Source organism: Virgibacillus sp. L01 (genome assembly GCF_052246775.1).
Lineage (GTDB): Bacteria > Bacillota > Bacilli > Bacillales > Amphibacillaceae > Lentibacillus.
Genome location: NZ_JBQQCP010000004.1, coordinates 25988 through 44552 on the forward strand (window position 1 = coordinate 25988; position 18565 = coordinate 44552).

The 18565-nt window shown below is 36.1% G+C and carries 21 protein-coding genes and 1 other annotated feature; of the genes, 13 read left to right on the forward strand and 8 right to left on the reverse strand.

Annotation, left to right across the window (positions count from 1 at the left end):
- Nucleotides 1-49: 49 nt before the first annotated feature.
- The 13 genes from ACTWQM_RS08855 (at nt 50) to ACTWQM_RS08915 (ending at nt 11071) form a co-directional block, all read left to right on the forward strand.
- Nucleotides 50-241, forward strand: coding sequence for a hypothetical protein (locus ACTWQM_RS08855; RefSeq protein ID WP_443257827.1), 192 nt, complete (start codon nt 50-52; stop codon nt 239-241).
- A gap of 47 nt (nt 242-288) precedes the next feature.
- Nucleotides 289-1356 carry an AI-2E family transporter gene (locus ACTWQM_RS08860; RefSeq protein WP_443257828.1) on the forward strand — a complete coding sequence of 356 codons (1068 nt, stop codon included), beginning with the start codon at nt 289-291 and terminating at the stop codon, nt 1354-1356.
- 49 nt (nt 1357-1405) lie between these two features.
- Nucleotides 1406-1612, forward strand: a binding site (T-box leader).
- Nucleotides 1613-1674: 62 nt separating this feature from the next.
- Nucleotides 1675-4320 (forward strand): alanine--tRNA ligase, encoded by a 2646-nt coding sequence (gene alaS / locus ACTWQM_RS08865; RefSeq protein WP_443257829.1) that lies wholly within the window; start codon nt 1675-1677, stop codon nt 4318-4320.
- An 89-nt stretch (nt 4321-4409) separates the two neighbouring features.
- On the forward strand, nt 4410-4676 hold the full coding sequence (locus ACTWQM_RS08870; RefSeq protein WP_375050526.1) for an IreB family regulatory phosphoprotein: 267 nt from the start codon (nt 4410-4412) through the stop codon (nt 4674-4676).
- The gene (gene ruvX / locus ACTWQM_RS08875) at nt 4677-5093 is read left to right on the forward strand and encodes a Holliday junction resolvase RuvX (RefSeq protein WP_443257830.1); all 417 of its coding nucleotides are present in this window, start codon (nt 4677-4679) and stop codon (nt 5091-5093) included.
- A gap of 12 nt (nt 5094-5105) precedes the next feature.
- Nucleotides 5106-5396, forward strand: a complete 291-nt coding sequence (locus ACTWQM_RS08880; RefSeq protein WP_443257831.1) for a DUF1292 domain-containing protein — start codon at nt 5106-5108, stop codon at nt 5394-5396.
- A gap of 119 nt (nt 5397-5515) precedes the next feature.
- Entirely contained in the window at nt 5516-6634 is a 1119-nt protein-coding gene (mltG, locus tag ACTWQM_RS08885; RefSeq protein ID WP_443257832.1) for an endolytic transglycosylase MltG, read from the forward strand.
- A gap of 194 nt (nt 6635-6828) precedes the next feature.
- Nucleotides 6829-7464 carry an O-methyltransferase gene (locus tag ACTWQM_RS08890; protein ID WP_443257833.1) on the forward strand — a complete coding sequence of 212 codons (636 nt, stop codon included), beginning with the start codon at nt 6829-6831 and terminating at the stop codon, nt 7462-7464.
- A gap of 21 nt (nt 7465-7485) precedes the next feature.
- Nucleotides 7486-8127, forward strand: coding sequence for a uridine kinase (gene udk / locus ACTWQM_RS08895; protein ID WP_443257834.1), 642 nt, complete (start codon nt 7486-7488; stop codon nt 8125-8127).
- Nucleotides 8128-8266: 139 nt separating this feature from the next.
- Nucleotides 8267-8743, forward strand: coding sequence for a transcription elongation factor GreA (gene greA, locus ACTWQM_RS08900; RefSeq protein WP_443257835.1), 477 nt, complete (start codon nt 8267-8269; stop codon nt 8741-8743).
- Between the two features lie 614 nt (nt 8744-9357).
- On the forward strand, nt 9358-10047 hold the full coding sequence (locus ACTWQM_RS08905) for a DUF1510 family protein (RefSeq protein ID WP_443257836.1): 690 nt from the start codon (nt 9358-9360) through the stop codon (nt 10045-10047).
- Nucleotides 10048-10073: 26 nt separating this feature from the next.
- Nucleotides 10074-10763 carry a 5'-methylthioadenosine/S-adenosylhomocysteine nucleosidase gene (gene mtnN, locus ACTWQM_RS08910; protein WP_443257837.1) on the forward strand — a complete coding sequence of 230 codons (690 nt, stop codon included), beginning with the start codon at nt 10074-10076 and terminating at the stop codon, nt 10761-10763.
- Nucleotides 10764-10831: 68 nt separating this feature from the next.
- Nucleotides 10832-11071 (forward strand): YrhC family protein, encoded by a 240-nt coding sequence (locus ACTWQM_RS08915; protein ID WP_443257838.1) that lies wholly within the window; start codon nt 10832-10834, stop codon nt 11069-11071.
- Nucleotides 11072-11302: 231 nt separating this feature from the next.
- Here ACTWQM_RS08915 and sigK read toward each other — a convergent pair whose 3' ends face one another.
- From sigK to ACTWQM_RS08955, 8 genes are all read right to left on the reverse strand, one after another.
- A complete protein-coding gene (sigK, locus tag ACTWQM_RS08920) occupies nt 11303-12007 on the reverse strand; it encodes an RNA polymerase sporulation sigma factor SigK (RefSeq protein ID WP_443257839.1) in 705 nt (234 codons plus the stop codon).
- A 461-nt stretch (nt 12008-12468) separates the two neighbouring features.
- On the reverse strand, nt 12469-12840 hold the full coding sequence (gene mnhG / locus ACTWQM_RS08925; RefSeq protein ID WP_443257840.1) for a monovalent cation/H(+) antiporter subunit G: 372 nt from the start codon (nt 12838-12840) through the stop codon (nt 12469-12471).
- Nucleotides 12821-13132, reverse strand: coding sequence for a Na(+)/H(+) antiporter subunit F1 (locus ACTWQM_RS08930; protein ID WP_443257841.1), 312 nt, complete (start codon nt 13130-13132; stop codon nt 12821-12823). The genes mnhG and ACTWQM_RS08930 overlap by 20 nt, the downstream gene beginning before the upstream one ends.
- Entirely contained in the window at nt 13129-13605 is a 477-nt protein-coding gene (locus ACTWQM_RS08935; protein WP_443257842.1) for a Na+/H+ antiporter subunit E, read from the reverse strand. Before ACTWQM_RS08935 ends, ACTWQM_RS08930 begins: the two co-directional genes overlap by 4 nt.
- Before the next feature lie 6 nt (nt 13606-13611).
- Nucleotides 13612-15087 (reverse strand): Na+/H+ antiporter subunit D, encoded by a 1476-nt coding sequence (locus tag ACTWQM_RS08940; protein WP_443257843.1) that lies wholly within the window; start codon nt 15085-15087, stop codon nt 13612-13614.
- Entirely contained in the window at nt 15080-15418 is a 339-nt protein-coding gene (locus ACTWQM_RS08945) for a Na(+)/H(+) antiporter subunit C (protein ID WP_443257844.1), read from the reverse strand. Before ACTWQM_RS08945 ends, ACTWQM_RS08940 begins: the two co-directional genes overlap by 8 nt.
- Entirely contained in the window at nt 15418-17754 is a 2337-nt protein-coding gene (locus ACTWQM_RS08950) for a Na+/H+ antiporter subunit A (protein WP_443257845.1), read from the reverse strand. The genes ACTWQM_RS08945 and ACTWQM_RS08950 overlap by 1 nt, the downstream gene beginning before the upstream one ends.
- Before the next feature lie 181 nt (nt 17755-17935).
- Nucleotides 17936-18100, reverse strand: a complete 165-nt coding sequence (locus ACTWQM_RS08955) for a sporulation histidine kinase inhibitor Sda (protein WP_443257846.1) — start codon at nt 18098-18100, stop codon at nt 17936-17938.
- Nucleotides 18101-18565 lie beyond the last annotated feature (465 nt).

Sequence of the window (18565 nt, forward strand, 5' to 3'; positions counted from 1 at the left end):
TTTTAAGATTCGGGCAAGCATAGGAAAAAAGACTAAAGGAGCTTTGATTATGTTCGTGTGCCCGAATTGTAATGGTAAAGATATAGGGAAAATAGGATCTCAGCAATATTATTGCTGGACTTGTTTTATCGAGCTGTCAGTGTCTGGAAATGAGTTAACAATCCATCAGGTTGAAGCAGACGGATCTTTAAGTTCACTTGATGATCTGTTTTCTGAAGATGAACGGAAAATCCAATGGTAACCCTTAGTAGTAAATGAAAGCTATATTTCTGCTAGGGAGTGTAAGATATGTTTAAAGGTAAAAAACCATTAGATGTGCTGTATTGGGCCATTACCGGAATTGTTGTATTACTGTTTATATTTCTATTTGTAAAACTTTCCCCGATTTTTGGAGCTTTCTTTTCTTTTCTTTGGTATTTGCTTTCACCTTTTTTAATTGCTATTCTTATCGCTTATCTCATTTATCCCGTCATCAAAAAAATGCATCATTTTAATATTCCTAAGAGTATTGCTATTTTAATAATTTATCTCTTATTTTTTGGAGGTACTGCTTATTTAATTTACCGGGTTTACCCCGCAGTCATTCACCAGTTAAGTGATTTAAATAAGCAGCTGCCGCACTTAATTGACATGTACCGCAATTTTGTGTACAGCTTATACGAGTACACTTCCTTTTTGCCGGAAACAGTACATGATAAGATGGATGAGTTGATTTACGATATAGAATCTTTTATTGAGAATCTTCTGACCGACCTTGTAAGAGGATTTACAAAAGTATTCGATTTGATCGTGTTCCTCACTGTAATTCCTGTATTAGTTTTTTATTTTCTAAAGGATTTTGTCAAAATAAAAAACTATTTTAAAAAATGGGTTCCATCGAACTATCAAGCACGAATCAGTGATTTGACTCATGCGATAGATAAAAGCCTGGGAAATTATATTCGTGGGCAATTACTGGTTTGTCTATTTGTAACCTTAACAACATTTCTGGCATTTTATATCTTAGATGTTAAATATGCCTTGTTATTAGCGATAATCATTGGACTAACAAATATCATTCCATACTTCGGACCGATTATCGGTGCAATTCCTGCTGTCGCAATAACCGCTGCAACTTCTGGTGAAATGGTATTAATGGTATTACTCAGTATCTTCATCATCCAGTTAATTGAAGGTAATTTATTATCTCCATATATCGTAGGGAAAAGTATTAGCATTCACCCGGTTGCCATCATATTTGCATTGCTTTTGGGCGGTCAATTAAGTGGTGTAGTTGGAATGATATTGGCTGTACCAGTGTTAACAATATTGAATGTAATCATAACACATTTATTTGCAAGCAGTCGATATAATTGACATTTCTGCTTTTGTTTTCTATAATATCGAATAACTAGTAAATTAATATTAAAATACGTTGAAAGTTCTAAGTACATGATCCGCTCATTTAAGAGAGGGATTTCCTTCGGGCTGCAAGAGATCCTAATGAAGAGACATGGAAAGCTAAACTGGAGTACGGTTAATAACCGTCGGTCGCATACCGTTATAATGACAAAGTGATGGATAAAAATATTGTCCATAATTAGGGTGGTACCGCGAATATCTCGTCCCTGCATGCATGCAGAGAGGGGATTTTTTTATTGTTATAGAATAATTTTAAATAATGGAGGCGGAATTATGAAACAGTTAACTTCAGCACAGGTACGACAAATGTTTCTAGACTTTTTCAAAGAAAAAGGACACCGTGTTGAACCAAGTGAATCTTTAGTACCAAAAGAGGATCCAACATTGTTATGGATTAATAGTGGTGTTGCAACATTAAAAAAGTATTTTGATGGTCGGGTTATCCCAGATAATCCGCGGCTGGTTAATGCACAAAAATCAATCCGGACAAATGATATTGAAAACGTAGGATTTACCGCAAGACATCATACGTTTTTTGAAATGCTTGGCAATTTTTCAATTGGTGATTATTTTAAAAAAGAAGCAATTGAATGGGGATGGGAGTTTTTAACCAGTGATAAGTGGATCGGTTTTGATCCTGAACGATTGGCTGTAACTGTCCATCCTGAAGATGATGAGGCATATGATATTTGGCTACATGACGTTAAAATCCCGGAAGAACGTATTATTCGTCTTGAAGAGAATTTTTGGGATATCGGTGAGGGACCGAGTGGACCAAATACTGAGATATTCTATGACCGTGGTGAACATTATGGGAGCGATCCAAATGATCCTGAACTTTATCCTGGCGGTGAAAATGAACGTTACCTGGAGATATGGAACTTAGTATTTTCTCAATTTAACCATAATCCTGACGATACTTACTCACCATTACCTAAGAAAAATATTGATACTGGTATGGGACTAGAACGGGTAGTGTCGGTTATTCAAGACGTTCCAACTAACTTTGAGACGGATTTGTTCATGCCAATAATCAGGAAAACTGAAGAACTGTCCGGAAGAGTATATGGCAAGAATACTGCAGATGATACAGCATTCAAAGTCATTGCGGATCATGTCAGGACAGTAACATTTGCAATAGGAGATAATGCGCTACCATCAAACGAAGGCAGAGGATATGTGTTAAGAAGATTGTTGCGACGTGCGGTGCGCTTTGCTAAGCAAATTGGTATAGATAAGCCATTTATGTATCAATTGGTCCCTGTTGTTGGAGAAATTATGAAAGACTTTTACCCTGAGGTAGTCAAACAACAAAAGAATATTGAAAGCATTGTTGAAATTGAGGAACAACGCTTCCATGAAACATTAAATGATGGCTTGGATATTCTGACATCAATTATGTCAAAAGAAAAAAGTAAAGGAAGCGATGTTTTTCCAGGGAATGAAGTGTTCAAACTATATGATACGTACGGTTTTCCTAAAGAACTAACTGAAGAATATGTAGCAGAACAGGGATTTACTATTGATGAAGAAGGTTTTAAAGAAGAGATGGAAAAGCAGCGTGAACGAGCTAGAAATGCACGTCAAAAGGTAGACTCTATGCAAGTACAGGATGGTATATTAAGTGAGATAGAAGCAGATAGTACGTTTATTGGCTATAATCATTTAGAAACAGATACAACAATTACGGCAATCGTAAGTGGAAGTGATGTAGTGGATAAAGCCACGGCTGGAGAAGAAGTAATGCTGTTCTTACAAGAAACTCCATTCTATGCTGAGAGTGGAGGACAGACTGCTGATAATGGCTGGATTTATACGGATACTGCTTCAGCATATGTTGAAGATGTTCAAAAAGATCCAAAAGGTCAACATATTCACCGGGTACGTGTGAAAGATGGTGAGCTGTATACTGGAAGCAGTTTAAAGGCAATAGTTGATAAAGGATTTCGAACAGCTATTATCAAGAACCATACTGCAACACACTTGTTACACCAGGCTTTAAAAGATGTGCTCGGTGACCACGTGAATCAGGCTGGTTCTATGGTGACCCCAGACCGATTGCGATTTGACTTTTCACATTTCGGTTCCGTAAAACAGGAAGAGCTACAGCAGATTGAACAAATTGTAAATCAAAAAATATGGGCCTCATTACCATTAGTTATTGATAATAAGAAAATAGATGATGCTAAAGAAATGGGAGCAATGGCTCTATTTGGTGAAAAATACGGGGATATTGTTCGTGTAGTTCAAATAGGGGATTATAGTATTGAATTATGTGGTGGCTGTCATGTTAAAAATACAGCTGAAATTGGTCTGTTTAAACTTGTATCTGAGACAGGTATAGGTGCTGGTACAAGGAGAATTGAAGCGATTTCCAGTAAACAGGCGTATGAGTATGTAAATAATAAGCTTGACGTGTTACAATCAACAGCACAGCTACTAAAAACAAATGAAGAGAAGACTCCGGAAAAAGTGCAAGGTTTGTTTCAGGAAATTAAGTCACTGCAGAAAGCTAATGAATCACTGAGTGCCAAACTTTCAAATTCTGAAGCATCATCGATAATGGAACAAGTGAAAACGGTAAAGGGTGTTAATGTTCTAGCGCAGCAGGTGAATGTTAAGGACATGAATCAGCTTCGGAACATGGTTGATGACTTGAAACAAAAATTAGAATCAGGCGTTATACTGCTAGCAGCAGAGAATAACCAAAAAGTGCAGCTTGCTGCCGGTATATCAAAAGATTTAATTGAAGATGGCTTACATGCTGGTAATTTAATTAAAGAAGCTGCTGAACTATGTGGCGGCGGTGGTGGCGGTCGCCCGGATATGGCTCAGGCCGGCGGTAAAGATCCTAATAAGATTAATGATGCATTAAAGCTTGCAAATAAATATGTAGAAGAGAAAAGTATTAAAAAATAGCTTGTATTCTATCTGACAAAAAAAGATATAATAATAACAGTAAACATGTTAGAATATGAATAAGGCAAAACATGGAATGAGGTGTCACTATGAGCTCTATTGATAAAACAATGAAATTTAATTTTTCGGAGGAACCTTTTGATCAGGACATAAAGGAAATTCTGTTTACTGTCCATGGTGCACTTAAGGAAAAAGGTTATAACCCGATCAATCAAATTGTGGGTTATTTATTATCTGGTGACCCTGCATATATACCAAGGTATAATGATGCAAGGAACTTAATACGAAAAGTTGAGCGTGACGAGGTAATTGAAGAATTGGTGAAATTTTATCTAGAAGAACAAAAGGATAGATAAATGAAAATAATAGGATTAGATGTTGGCTCGAAAACAATTGGTATCGCTGTGAGCGACGCATTTGGCTGGACTGCACAAGGTCTGACCACAATAAGGTGGGATGAGCAGGAAATACATTCTGCTGATGAACAGCTTGAAAAAATTTTAAAGGAACATGAAATTGAAAAAGCTGTAATAGGATTGCCAAAAAATATGAATAATACGATTGGTGAACGAGGAAAAGCATCCGAGAGATACGCAAAACATATTGAAGAATCATACAATATCCCTGTAATTCTTTGGGATGAAAGGCTTACAACTATTGCAGCAGAACGAGTCCTGCTGCAGGCTGATGTCAGCAGAAAGAAAAGAAAAAAAGTAATAGACAAGATGGCAGCTGTAATGATTTTACAAGGTTATCTTGACCAACAGAATTAAAGGAGTGTAGTAATGGCGCTTGAGGAAAAGGAACGTATTATTATACCAGATGAAAATGGTGAGGAACATCTATTTGAAGTTTTATTTACCTTTGATATAGATGAAACAGAACAATCGTATATCGCCGTGGTACCAGTTGAGCAAAAAGATGATGAAGAAGTAGAAGTTTATGCATTTCGTTATGAAGAAAAGGAAAAGGATGATAATGACCTTTCCCTGTTTCCGATTGAATCAGAACAGGAATGGGAAATTGTTGAGGAAATGCTGAATACTCTAGCCAATGAAGAAGAGGATGAAAAGTAGTTAAAGGTAACAAATAATAGATTATTTAGCTGATGTCAAATAATGATATCGGCTTTTCTTTTATTATGGCTAAATTTTATTTTTTTTAGTATAATGTACCGGGTGAGGGGGATAAATGAATGTTTAAAAATAAAAAGTCTGGTAATTATAAGGACAACCTAATAAAGCGCAGCGAGGATGCTAGAACCGTGAGAAAAATTGTCGCCATTATAATTTTCGCGTTAGTTCTTATACTTGCCATAGGTGGGATATCAGGATACACATATGTTAAATCCGCCTTACAGCCTGTCAATCCCGATAGTGAGAAGGAAGTGAAAGTTGAAATTCCAATGGGTTCTTCAACATCCAGTATTGCAAGTATACTTGAGAAAAATGGGGTTATAAAAGATAGCCGTGTTTTTAGGTTTTACATAAAATTTAAGAATGAATCTAACTTTCAGGCGGGGGAATACACACTTACACCATCGATGAAAATCGATGAAATAATTACCGCGTTAAAAAATGGTAAAGTTTTAGAAGAGCCAGTATATACAATTACAATCCCCGAGGGAAAAACCATTGATGAGATAGCGGGAATATACGCTGGCAAACTTTCTTTCAGTAAAAGTGATTTCCTGAATGTGATAAATGACTCTGAGTATATCGAAATCCTTATCAATACTTATCCGGATATATTAACGAATGATATACTGAATCCTGATATTAGAACACCATTAGAAGGGTATCTATTTGCTGCAACATACAATTTTTATGAAAAAGAACCAAGTATACAATCTGTAGTTGAAAAAATGCTTAATAAAACTGAAGAAGTTGTTACACCTTTATTGGATGAAATATCTGCACAGGACTTTACTGTACATGAAGCCTTAACGATGGCATCATTAGTTGAAAAGGAGTCAAGCTCAGTGGATCAACGAAAGAATATCGCAAGCGTGTTTTATAATCGAATTGATGAGGGTATGCCGCTGCAAACAGATCCGACTGTTTTATATGCGCTTGATAAGCATAAAGAAAAAGTATTATCAAAAGACTTGGAAGTTAATTCGCCATACAATACGTATCAAATCAACGCTTTACCGGTAGGGCCAATATCGAATTTCGCTAAGACCTCTCTGGAGGCAACTCTTAATCCAGCGGAATCAGAATATAAGTATTTCCTGCATGACGGTGAAGGTAACGTATATTTTTCAAAAACACATGATCAGCATCTGGAATATAAAGCACAGTATATAAAGTAAGGTTTGGAGGAAGTGTGGATGAAAAAAATTCACATTTCCTATTTTTGGGCTGTTATCAAACTATAAATGCTTTTTTTTCGGCGTAAGTACAGCAGGGCTTGCACTAAATCGTGAGGGCTCTATGAAAGCAAAAAATGCTTACTTAAGAATTCCTAATATAAGTGCCAAGTTTTCAAATAAAAGAGGTTATTGTAATGGACGAAAAGTTAAGAAACTATTTATCACAATCTTTACCTTCTGCGGACAACTGGGCAGCTGAACTTGAGCAGACTGCAAAAAACGAAAATGTACCAATTATGGATCCAGTAGGTATTAATTTTGTGATGCAGTTGATACGCTTAAATAAACCTAGAAGAATACTGGAGATAGGTTCTGCTATTGGATATTCAGCACTAAAAATGTTGGAGGCAAATCCGAATGCTTCAATTGTGACTATCGAACGGGATGAACAAAGGTATAATCAAGCAGTTCAAAACGTCCGGAAATTAGGTTTTCAGGATAATATACAAATTATTTTCGGAGATGCTATAGAAATACTCAATGGATTAAAGGTAGATAACCAATTTGATTTAGTTTTTATTGATGCATCCAAAGGACAATATAAACGTTTTTTTGAGCTATCCAGTCCACTTTTATCTGAAAATGGTTTTATCCTTTCCGATAATGTTTTATTCAAAGGTTATGTAGCTGATCCAGAGAAACAACATCCCAGATTTCAAAAATTAGCTAGGAAGATAAGAGAGTACAACGAATGGCTAATTAAACATCCCGATTATGTAACAACAATTGTTCCAATTGGAGATGGAGTAGCTATAAGTAATAAAAAGTAGAAGAAGGGGGAACCTATTTTCATGCCTGAAAAACCTGTTGTCATAGGAGTTGCTGGAGGAAGCGGGAGCGGCAAAACGACAGTAACCCGTTCAATCTGCCAACGTTTCCAAGACAAAACTATTCTTGTCATAGAACAAGATTATTATTATAAAGATCAGACCCATTTACCGTTTGAAGAAAGGTTGAACACAAATTATGATCATCCATTAGCTTTTGATAATGATTTATTGATAGAACATCTGCATGATCTTATGAATGGTAACACAATTGAGAAACCAGTTTACGATTACAAGGTTCATACACGTTCAAACGATGTGATTCCAGTTGAGCCTAAAGAGGTTATTATTCTGGAGGGGATCCTAATTCTCGAAGATCCTCGACTAGTCGATTTAATGGATATAAAGGTCTTTGTAGATACAGACTCAGATGTAAGAATTATCCGGAGGATGTTAAGAGATATTAAGGAGCGCGGAAGAACATTGGATTCTGTAATTGATCAATATACAAATAATGTCCGACCGATGCATCTGCAATTTGTGGAACCGACTAAAAGGTATGCAGATATCATAATTCCAGAAGGCGGTCAAAATCATGTGGCTATTGATATTATGGCTACTAAAATTGAAAAAATATTATCTAAAAATCAACAGAATAAATACTGAAAAAGTATTGAAAATTTAAATTAAATCTGCCATAGTAGTGTTTAGTATAACTTTTGCAGAATATTGAAGACATATATGCAGTATTATTATAATGATTGGGATTTTATTTTGATTGTTAGATAAAAGGAGTGTATTTATAATGGCAGTAGAGAAAAGCTTTTATATGACCCAAGAGGGGAAAGAGAAATTAGAAAATGAACTGCATTACTTGAAAACTGAAAGAAGACAAGAGGTAGTTGAACGAATAAAAGAAGCACGCGGGTTTGGTGACTTATCCGAGAACTCTGAGTATGATGCAGCTAAAGATGATCAAGCATTTGTTGAATCACGTATTAGTCATGTAGAAACAATGATTCGCAATGCAGTAATAATCGAAAATGATAATGATAACCCAGACATAGTTTCGTTAGGAAAGACTGTGACGTTCAAAGAGTTTCCTGACGGGGAAGAAGAGTCTTATACCATAGTAGGAAGTGCTGAAGCTGATCCATTCGAAGGAAAGATTTCGAATGACTCCCCGATGGCTAAGAGTTTACTTGGCCATGAAATCGGTACTGAAGTATCGGTTGCCACACCTGGTGGAGATATTCAGGTACAAATCGTAAAAATTGATTAATAGCGAAAAAAAGCGGATGACTATTCATTCCGCTTTTTTTTAATGGCTATTCATCTTAGCAGATAAGTCCTTTTCAAAGTGCTGTTTTCGTACTAATCTCGGGTCTTCAGACTTTTTCCTTCGATGAATAAGACGTTCTAGTATCGGCGTTGTCATAGGACGTGACCGTTCCTGGCCGATGACCCATAGGAGTCCCGCATTTTTCCGTAGCTTAGAATCTCCGCGGACTTATGGACTATAACCACGTATCGTTAATCAGATACCTCTACTAGTGAAGGCAGGATATGGGAGCAGTACGCGTCCGAATCCCCCGGAAGAAGCGTTCTTACGTTACAAGGAGGCTAAGGCGTACCCGTGGAAAACGAAGTATTCTTTCGGAACGAATCTGAGCACTCAATCATCATTAGAACGAGTGAAAGCAGGACGAAAAATTTTCGATGTGTCTTAGTATACATCAACTATTTTGAGTTTCATTGCTTGGCGAGAAGCAATAATCTTTTAGAAAACAGGCTCTCATAATAATATAGTCAAAAATATCTATTCTAAATATGACATATATCTTCTCTGGTAAAATATGATATTATAGTAGAGTATAGTATGGGAGGGTATAGGCAATGTCTGATTTCAACGATTATTCACGTGTGGATAAATTTGAAAAGAGAAGAAAAAACACTAAATCATTATCAGTATTTCTAGTATTAGGTAGTATACTTCTTATTGTGTTACTTGGAGTAATTATTTTTGGTGGCGACGATGAAGCTGATCAGCCTGCTGATGACCAATCAAATGAAGCCCCGGAGGAGTCAGATCAAGCTGCAGATAATCCGGAAGAGCAAACACCTAAAGAGGACGAGCAATCATCTACAGAAGAAAATGAATCAGAGAATAACAGTGATTCAACAGATAGTACGAATGAGACTGACATAGAAGAGGAAAATAGTAATAGTGAAGTAGAAACTGAGCAAGCTGAACCTTCGGATGATAACGTTACTGAAGCATATACCGGTAACTGGAAGCCTGTAGGAACGGAGCAGACTGGCCAGCATAGTATTAATTTCAGTGATGGCTCACAGGATAGAAAAGAAATGAGAAAAGCTGCCGCAGTTGCTACCGGGCTTGATGAAGAAACGCTTACCGTGTGGTGGGTTTCTCGAAATGGTGATCAAAAGGTTCTTGCAACGGTATCCAATAGTGAAAACACAGAAGTATATAGGGCTTATATGACATGGGTAGAAGATCAAGGCTGGAAACCAACTAAGGTTGAAAAACTGAAAGAAAATGACCAGGAATATCGATTTGAATAGGTTTATTTCTTAATGGAGGCACTACTATGACAATCGGAATAATTGGGGCAATGGATGAAGAAATTGCTCTGCTAATGGAAAAGATGACAAATAAAAAAGAAGCTACAATCGCTAACTGTTTATTTATACAAGGCGAATTATTTGGACAGGATGTAGTATTACTTAAATCTGGTATTGGCAAAGTAAACGCTGCCATGGCAACGACTATTATGCATGAAAGATATGCACCGTCGAAAGTTATTAATACTGGCTCTGCTGGTGGTTTTTCAAAAGATCTGGAAGTTGGTGATATTGTTATTTCCACACAGGTTGTCCATCATGATGTGGATGTAACTGCTTTTGATTATGCCTATGGTCAGGTTCCTGATATGCCGGCAATGTATGCCGCGGATACAGAATTAATTGCAGAAACTACACAAGCGATAAAAGACCTGGATATAAACTTTAACGAGGGTATTATCGCAACAGGCGATTCTTTTATGGAAGATCCTGAACGGGTAGCTTTTATACACAAGAAATTTCCAACGATGATTGCTGCGGAGATGGAAGCAGCGGCAGTTGCACAAGTTTGCTACCAATATGATAAACCCTTTGTCATTATCCGCGCACTATCTGATATAGCGGGGAAAAAGTCGTCAATCTCATTTGAAGCTTTCCTCAATGACGCGGCTGAGAATGCTGCAAACCTAATAATGAAAATGATTAAAGCAATCTAAGTATCCAACATTTACCTTCCTATAGTAATAGTTTCATATGTTATGATTCCTTATAGGAGGGTGATATTATGAAGTTGAATATAGAGCAATTAGAATTAAAATTAAAGGACTATCGACGCTTTACAGCAACATTGTTAATATTGGCTTCATATCTATATATGGGTGCAATTATTAATACGTATATTCGTCTGTCCCCAGATGGTAGTTCACTATCACTACTGTCCCTTGTAACAACAGCCGTTGCAGGATGGCTAATCTATCAATCTCATAGGATGAAAATTAAAATACAGGAAAATGAGCGCGTATGATCTTTTGATCAACGCGCTTTGTTTATTCTTAGGAAACTATAAATTTTGAGCACTGGTCGGAAAATAAACTAGGCTATCTAGCGGCGGTCAGTTACAGCGCCCAGCGTATCTTCCTTCACCATCGTACGATAAGTCAACATCGGTTCATTTTGGTTGCCGTGTTTTCCTTATCTTCTACGGCTTAATCCAATTCGTACATCTCTGAACGGACGCTAACGCTTTTGTTCCTACTTAAGCTCTTTTCTCTTTCCGATAATATTCATGAAAAACCTTCATTAAAGCTCTTTTCTCAATACGTGATACATAACTTCTGGAAATATTGAGTTTTTCTGCAATTTCCCGCTGGGTCATTTCCTTTTGCTTTCCTAATCCATAACGGTAAATGATAACTTCTCTTTCCCTGCTGTCAAGGATAGACAGGTAATGCTTTAACTTATCGATCTCCATGTTTAACTGAATATATTCAATAATGTTCTCATTTTCAGCTTCTAAAATATCAATCAGACTTATTTCATTTCCTTCTTTATCTTGGCCGATCGGATCGTGGAGGGAGACATCTTTCTTTACCTTCTTTAATGCACGCAAATGCATAAGTATTTCATTTTCTATACACCTGGCAGCATATGTGGCTAGTTTCGTCCCTTTGTCTGTCGAGTAACTCTCAATCCCTTTAATTAGCCCAATCGTCCCAATCGAAATTAAGTCCTCCATATCTTCACCGGTGTTTTCAAACTTCTTGACGATGTGTGCAACCAGCCGTAAATTGTGTTCAATTAATTTATTCCGTGCGGTCTCGTCACCATTCTGCATTGCCTGAATATACTTGGCTTCATCTTCCGGTGGTAAAGGTTGTGGGAACGCGTGGTTTTTTACGTAGGAGACAAAAAAGATCGCTTCTTTAATCAGTAATGCAAGAACACTTAATATTCCAGACAAACACAAGCACCTCCTTCAGTTACTGGCTGGGCTATTGCCTATATAACATCTTTATGAAGGAAAAGTCGGTTTTGTGTCTGTCCAGAAAAAGTTGAGCATGGTTTATTTACTGTTTTAAATTAGCATTAACCAAATTCAGAATTCTCATCTAAAAGTAAAAAAAAGAAACTTTTGATACAAAAGTTTCTTTTAAGAGTTAAGTTGATTTCATAAATACGTATATTCAATAACTATTCGAACTTTGTATTACTATCGTTGAATGGCTACTCAAACGGAAATAGCATGAGCCTTGAGGCCCCAGTTTGCGATTGTGCGAGAAGTCCACTCAAGCCATGACCACGGGAAGCGTACGCCTGCAGAGATCAACAATCCTAGCACATTAACAAATAGCTTGGATTTACTGTTTTATACTTTCATACTGCGTAATTGTGACTAAGGCTTAGCGATAGGAGCCAAGTTTTCTAATGCTGGGTATGCTTTTGAATAGCCTCTTCATATTCGTCAGTTCTATTTTTAGTAACGGGTTTTACTCCGTTCCGATGGGCTGCCCTTGATATCATATGACCTGACACAGGGGCGGTTAACAGTGTAAATACAATAGCTAATAGTAACTTTCCGCTAACTATACTATGTGATACATATAAAAATAGAAATGCCCCAATTAATATACCTGCAATGCCAAGTGTTGAAGCTTTGGTAGCTGCATGTAATCTTGTATAAACATCAGGAAAACGAACAATTCCAATGGAACTTGATAAAATAAAGAATGTTCCTGATAGTAAAAAGAAGGCGATTACTAAATTTAAAATGATATCAATCCAAGTCTCTATCAATTATAACACCCTTTTCCAAGTATTTTGCAATTGCTATCGTTCCAATGAATAACAGGATACCAATAAGCAGGATAACGTCATTCAACATGGTTGTTGTTATAATAATAGCAACCAATGCTGCCAGGCCCATTAGATTGATACCTATAGCATCAAGTGCCACAGCTCGATCGGCGTTTGTTGGTCCATCAATGATTCGATATAATAGCAACAATAATGATATCGATATACCTGCTACACATATTTTTGTAACAATATAAAGAATGGTCTCAGTTACTGATAGTAATTCTGTCATCGTGTCACCTCAGAAATAGCTTTTTCAAATGTGTTTTTAATAGAGTCAATTTCATCTTCAATATCATCAATATGCATGGCATGGATATAGATATGGGTGTTATCGCTGGAAATAGCCACGGAAAGCGTGCCAGGTGTTAAAGAAATTAAGTTTGCGAGTAAAGTAATCTCCCAGTTACTTTTTAACTCAGTAGGCATTGCAAAGATTCCTGGTTCAAACTCAAGCTTAGGTTTATAAACAAGTTTCACGATATCAAAGTTTGATGAAATTAATTCTTTTATAAATAAAAACATTAAATAGATAATTTTATATACACGTCTTAAATAAAAAGCATCTGGTATAAATCGATTAAAAACAAGCAATAAAAGTATTCCAAGCATATACCCGGCAATAAAGCTTGCAGCGGTATAGGTTTCACTTAAGAACATCCACATTATCGCGATTATTAAATTAATAACAACCTGAAAGGCCATGATACATCACTCCTTCAACACAGAATCGATATAAACTTCTGGATTTAATAAATATGCAGAAATAGATTCAATAGTAGGATAAACAAACTCAGCCCCTATTCCAAGCATAACAGATATAGTTAACAGACAGACGATCGGACCTATTAACCCTTTTGTGGATTTACGTATAATCGATTCATCCTTTTCTCCCCAGAACCCTTTAATAAATATTTTCATAATGGAATAAAGAATTAGTAAGCTTGATAGCAATCCAATAATAACAATAGCTATTTCACCACTTGATAAGGCTCCTTTAAGCAATAACAACTTACCGACAAATCCACTGAAAGGGGGGATACCAGCTAAAACGAATCCAGAAACAAATAGTAGCCAGCCTAAAAATGGATAATAATGAATTAGTCCACTAAATTTACGTAAATCAGATGTGCCGGCAACATAGGTTATCGTTCCTACTATTAAGAATAGGGTAGTTTTAATCAGCATATCGTGAACTAAATAATAGATAGATCCACTCAACGCATCTTCATTAAAAACACCAAGTCCCATTAGAATAAAGCCAATTGCAGGTATGATGTTATACGCGATAATCAACTTTATATTGTTGGTTGATAGTGCCCCGATAATACCAAAAATCATTGATAATCCGGCAATCCATATAAACATTTCATGTGTTAAGTTAATCTTATATACAAAAATTAATGAAAATACACGAATTAACGAATATATGCCGACTTTAGTAAGTAATGCCCCAAATAGAGCGGAAATAACGGGATTTGGTACAATATATGACTTAGGCATCCAGTAATATAAAGGAAATAGCGCTGCCTTTGTTGCGAATACAAAGAAAAAAAGTATGCCAATTGTTGTTAGGATTCCTTGCTGTTCAACATCCTGTACGCGTTGAGCAATCTGTGCCATGTTTACGGTTCCGACGACAGAATATAAAAACGCAATAGCAGTTACAAACAGCATGGAAGAAAAAAGATTAATTAATACATATTTAATTGATTCCCGAAGCTGTACTTTTTCGCCTCCCAATACAATAAGTGCATAAGAGGCCATTAGTAATACTTCAAAGAAAACAAATAAGTTAAATAAATCACCTGTAAGAAAAGCACCAGAAACCCCAGTTATTAAGAAGAAAAAGAATGAATAAAAGAAATATTGTTCTTTTCGGTCAGATAACGAGTAGGGGGCATAAAAAGCACAGGCTACTGCAAGAATGTTTGTTGTTAAAACAAGCAGTATTGCCAGTGAGTCTGCAACAAGGACAATTCCATATGGAGCAGCCCATCCTCCGGTTTCCAATATGATAGCCTCATTATTGAACACGGACCATGCTATATAGCTAACCGTAGCTAAACTTATTATAGAAAAAACCTTTGTTAGAAATCTGACCAAGTTTAATTTTTTTGGAAAAAAGGCGAGAATTATTCCCGCAATCAACGGAATAATGATCGGTAAAACTGCTAAATTACTCATGTTCGTTTCCCCTTAACTGTTCCATATTATCAGTATTATTTTCAGTTGCTGTACGATAGGCAAGTACTAACAATAAACTGGTTATTCCAAAACTGATAACAATAGAAGTTAGTATTAGCGCTTGTGGTAATGGGTCTGTATAATCTTTAACACCTTCTATTAGAATTGGTGGAGCGCCTGTTTTTAATTTCCCCATTGTTAAGATAAATAAGTGTGCACCATGTGAAATTAGTACAGTGCCAATAATAATCCGCAACATTTGCTTTTGTAATAGATTATAAATTCCTGTGGCAAATAGTGTACCTGCTAGGATTGAGATAATAATTTCCATTATTTCTCCTCCTTATCACTTCTTAGATTAATCATGCTATAGATGGCGAGTGCTGCAATACCCAAAACCGCAATTTCAAATAATGTATCCAAGCCACGCATATCTACTAAAATAACGTTAACCACATTATCACCACCACCAAGTGAATGGGAGGTTTCAATAAAGTAATCTGAAATTTTATTGAAACTATTGGTGCTATGGGAAGCAATTGCAATCAATGTTAACAATGTACCAAAGCTAACCGAAATAATTATATTTATTGTTTTGGTACTTAAAGATTCATTATTTTTTTCCAGTTTAGGCAAGTGATAGAAACAAAGCAGAAATAATGCTACAGAGACGGTTTCTATTACTAATTGTGTTAATGCCAAGTCAGGGGCCCGGTAAATTACAAACAGGATTGCAACTCCATAGCCAACAACCCCCACAATTAAAATAGCGGCTACATTATGTTTGGAAAAGATAGTGCCAATTGCAGCTGCAATCATAAGCAGAACAACTGCTATTTCAATAATTGTAACCTCGGCTAACTTATTAAACTGTATCGTGAAACCATTGGTCACAAACATAAATGTGAATGTTACTACTAGTGTTGTAGCAAGAATAGCAGCGATGTAGAACCTGATGGATCCCGTCATATAAGAACGTGTAATTCGATCTGAATAGACATCCAACATGCTGATCAACCAATCATAAGCTTTATTTAAACTCAGTTTTCCTGGAAGTACATTATAAATTCCATTCCATTTCTTTCGAGTTGAAACAAGAATTGCACCAATCCCTACTACAACAAGTGACATTTGGAATGCAGTTTTTTCAAAGCCGTGCCAGAATTTAATATCTTTAACAACTTCACTTCCATACACTGCTTCTGCAGCATGGGCAATAAATGTTCCATTAACCAAGTTAGGGAACAGTCCAATTAATATAACCCCAAAGACAAGCACGATTGGAGAAATCAGCATACCAAATGGTGCCTCATGTGGCTTTTTAGGTAACTGGCTTAGCTGTTTTTTTCCTCCAAAAACCCCGAAGAAGAAATACAGTGAGTAGACAAAGGTAAAAATACTGCCTAATACTGCCAGGTAAGGGATCACTTGAACCAGAAAACCTGCTATATCGCTTACTCCCTCAGTTAAATGAATAGCGGAATCAAAAAACAATTCTTTACTGTAAAAACCATTTAGAAATGGTAATGGAACGCCTGCCATAGAAAACGTGCCAAATAACGCTAGCGTGGCTGTCATTGGCATGAAGGTTAATAGACCACCAAGTTTTCGTATGTCCCGTGTGCCTGTTTCATGGTCTACAATACCTGCGACCATAAATAAACTTCCTTTGAATGTCGCATGATTTAAGATGTGGAATACTGCAGCAAAGACAGCAATTTTTGTTCCAAATCCAAGCATAGCCATAATCATCCCCAACTGACTGATTGTTGAGAACGCAAGAATTGCTTTTAAATCGGTTTGGCGGACGGCCATATAAGAACCCCAGCATAACGTAACAATTCCGGCAGTACTTACGATAATAAAGAACCACTCATAGCCGGAAAAGATAGGAGAAAAACGAGCAACCAGGAAGAGTCCCGCCTTAACCATTGTCGCAGAATGGAGGTAGGCACTTACAGGTGTAGGTGCTTCCATTGCATCCGGCAGCCAGATATGGAAAGGAAATTGTGCTGATTTGGTAAATGCACCTAAAAGTATAAATCCTAAGATAAGCGGCAAGTATTCACTATTTAAAATAATATCAGTCTGTGCAATCATTGCTTGTATGCTGGTTGTTCCTGTAATAACAGATAGCAGTATAAAGCCGCCAAACATACTTAATCCACCGAAAATAGTAATTAACATTGACTTCATTGCACCATATCTGGATCGTTCGTTGAAATGCCAATATCCAATTAGTAAAAATGAGGAAATTGAAGTTAATTCCCAAAATGTGTAAAGAACAAAGATGTTATCGGATAAGACCACACCCAGCATTGCTGCCATGAACATCATTAAATAAACGTAGAAATGACCTAATCGCTCTGAATTATCAAGATAATAAATAGAGTAAAGAACAACTAGTGCTCCAATTCCACTTATCAGTAATGCAAATAGGAGGCTGAGACCATCCAAATAAAAATTGAAATTAATATCAAGTGATGGAATCCATTTAAGTGTTTGATAAATTGGTGAAAAATCGTTCCCAATGAAACGAATAAAGTATAGAAATATCGAAAAGGGAATAATGAATACAAAAATACCAGTATGTATCTTATCTTTAAACTTACTTATAAATGGAATAAAACAAGCAAGCAAAAGCGGGATTAAAACTATGTAAATCATGTGACTGTAGTCCTCCTTAATGAATACGGGTAGATATGAATGAGTGAAACGGGGAATCCATTTAATTAACTATGTGAGCTATTATATTTTTATTATTATACCAAAATAGCTTATCATAATCTGGTATCAGATAAAATAAAAAACCCCTATCAAATAAATGATAGGGGGAATATAACTGCGTTTAATCTATTGGTAAGCCAACTGATTCATTGGAGCATTTGATTTTGTGTGTTAACGATCTTTTCCTAATTTCTTTTTCAATAAGATATACAAAGTCCGGGCTCAAATTTAATTCATTTGCTTTTTGGTAGGATTCTAATAGTAGTTCATCTGACAAATGTTCCATAAATCCAGCCCTCCTAAACTTTGGTAATAAGTATTGAAAGTAAAAGTCCTTACTTACTGCATAAGTACAACCGCAGCTTGGCGATAAGCCAATTTTACTAATATCAAATATGTTCTGTTGTTATTTAATAATTTACCACGAATTTATAGGTAGGACAAGGCAATAGTTATCTACAATCACTTGTAGATAACTTGTGTATAAAAGGTAAAAATACGTCGAAAATGTTGTTTTTTCACTGTGGATTTTGTGAACAGAGTTATCCACAACTCGAAATTTGAAAGAAATTGTCGAACGGTTTTTTGCATAAATGACATGATTATTAATAAAAATAACACTTTTGGACTTGATTATTTCTTTATTAATGTAGAAAGTTATTATAGGATTAAGTTATAATAATTATTTGCACCTGTATCGATGGAAATAATATCCTGAGCAAGAAATAATACTTAGAAAACAATGCATGCT